The sequence below is a fragment of the Rhizobium sp. P1_B8 genome, assembly GCF_056406515.1.
On record NZ_JBFTZZ010000071.1, the window covers coordinates 1 to 2627 of the forward strand.

The 2627-nt window shown below is 64.0% G+C and carries 1 protein-coding gene; it reads right to left on the reverse strand.

The window, feature by feature from the left end; all coding sequences use genetic code 11:
- Positions 1-2627 (reverse strand): AAA family ATPase (locus AC1D2N_RS36100; RefSeq protein ID WP_477983008.1); only part of this gene is annotated, 2627 nt, incomplete at both ends.

Here is a 2627-nt window from a genome sequence, read left to right on the forward strand (position 1 = left end):
GCGCTTGCCACCGCCGCCAGCGCTGCTCGCTGCTGGCGATAGAGAGGATCTGAGAGCACACGCGAGCGCGCCTCCTCGTCGATCGCGGTCCTGAACTCGGTGACGGCGGCAAGCATGGGGACATTCTCCATCCCTTGATCGGCACTGGCGCCGGCAACAATCTTCGAACGATCCCGCCGCTCGGCGAGATGCTGCTCGTCGGCAAAGCGCTTCACGGCGTCGAACAGCCGGGTCAGCTTCTCGCCTCTGATACTGGCGAGGTCTTCCGGCATACGCTCGATCATGTTGCGTTCGCCAACCGCGTCGGCCTTCGAGGTAAACGCGCGCCAGCCGAAGCGAGCGGTCAGCGCCTCGCTGACCGCCTTGACCTCCTGGACGATCGAGCGGTCTTTGGCGGCAAGCGCAAAGGCGGTCTTGTAGGCGTCGTCACCACCTTGCCTGCGCACCGCCTCGATCTCGGTAAGACGTGCCATCGCCTTTTCGGAGAGCGCCGGGATCGACAATGCCATATGGGCGCGGCGYTGYTGCTCGTGGCTTTCGAAGCGTTCGGCATTCCGGCGGAACYGGGTGGCATGGGCGCGGACGAGCGGCAGCAAGTCCGTCAAGGCAGTGATCGCGGCATTTCGTTCGTCGCGTGCCGCACGACCGTCGACGATCAGCTCGGAACCCCGCAGGCGGCCGAGCCGCTCGGGTGCTTTGGCAAGATCATCGGCAAGCCTGCGCGGATCGACGCTTGTATCCGATGAAAGCGCGTTCAAGGCGACAAGGGCTGCATCCGGGTCACGATAGATCTTCTCCAACAGCGGCCGGAGGATGGCTTCCCGTTCCTTCCAGGCAGGAGACGAAAGCTGTGCCAGCTGCGCATCTTCCTCGGCACTCCTGGCAAAGCCCGTGGTGGGCGGGATCAGATATCGGCCGCGAGCAACATCCGCCTCCAAGACGGTTTGGGGTTCAGCCCGTTCCTCGTTGTAGGCGATGCGCCGTTCCCGCTCGATCGTGAAGCCGAGCGCAACGCTTGCCCGCTCCCACAGCTTCGCCAGCTGCTCGCGCYTCTCGGCAATCCCSGCCCACCGCCGGGAAAGGCTTTCTTCCGCCCCGGCTGCGGCAAGCGAAAGGTGATCGAGACCACGGCGGCGCGCGAAGTCGTCGGCATGGGCGCGATAACCGGCCTCGCTTTCAAAATCGAGCGTCGTCGTCTTGGCGCCGGAACGCGACAGGCGCTCTACCAGCTGCTTGAACACATCCGGTCGATGGCTTTCCCGCTCGATCCGTTGCTGACGCGCTTCGGCGGTTTCGATCCGCTTGGCGGTCCAGACGTTGCGGTCGACCTCTCTTTCCTCGAACCGCTTCTGGCCGGTTTGTTCGTCGACGATSGCAAMCTTGATCGTCACCCGCTCGACGCCGTCCTTGCGCAGCGTGACGGTATCGCCTTCTGAGACGCCACCTTCCTCGAGCGCCTTCGGCAGGCTGACRCCCCATAGACGATGGAGGGTGCCGTCATCYGYYCTGACATCGGCATAGGGRCTGTCGTCGGCATCYTCRTCRYTYGGCCGGAACTTGGCTTGTCCTGTTTCCACGAGCGCGCCGGTGACGCCGGCGGCATGATCGACATGCGGCTTTCGYCCCCATTCCGGCTTTGCTTCAAAATCGTCCTTCGCCGCATAGAGRTCGACGCGGTCTCTGTGYCTCGTCATCGACACATAGGTCAGGTGCTGGTCCATCATGCCGGTGGCGAGCACGAAGSTTCGCTCGACCGTGGCGCCTTGAGACTTGTGAATGGTCGCGGCGTAGCCATGATCGACATTGCGATAGCTGCTCTCGCTGATGACGACATCACGGCCACTGTCGAGACGGAYCGAAAGCACTGCGTCGCCACGTTTGTCGCCGGTGGAAACGACCGTGCCGAGCATGCCRTTCTTCACATGTTGCGGGCCGAGACGMRTTGCGCGCGSTTCAACGAAGCGGGCATTCTCCAGGAAGATGATGCGGTCRCCGGCAGCAAATKCCCGCGCGCCGCGCTCGGTCCGGAAAGCGCGGTCCTCACCAAGYGCGCCCTCTCCCACCATCACCGATCGCAGCGCCTCGTTCAGAYRCTTGACGTCCTCGTTGGTGTGGGCGAGCACCAGCAGTTCGTCACCACGAAGACGACCGTCATTGCCTGYCGTGGTTGAGTTCTGGATTGCCTGTTTGCGCGCTTGGCTCCAATCGGCGACGATCCGATCGATCGTTTCCGCTCGCGTCCCTGCCTCGACCAGGTGGCCATGTCGGGCATAGACATCGAGGCCTTGTTCGACCTCGCCGCGGGCAAAAAGCCGCGAGGCCTCGCGCGCCCATGGCTGGCGCTGGCGGCGCACACCGGCAAGTTCGGCAAAACCGATCCGCTCAGTGATCGCCCGGAATGCCGCCCCCGCCTGGATCGGCTGCAGCTGCATCGCGTCACCAACCAGCACGACCTTCGCCTCGGCTTGCTCGGCGATGTCAAGCACGCGGGCCATCTGCTGCGACGACACCATGCCGGCCTCGTCGATGACAAGCACATTGCCACGTTCGAGCAATTCGCGTCCGCTGGCCCAGGCGAGTTCCCAGGCGGCGAGTGTCCGTGACCTGATGCCGGAACTGTCTTCCAG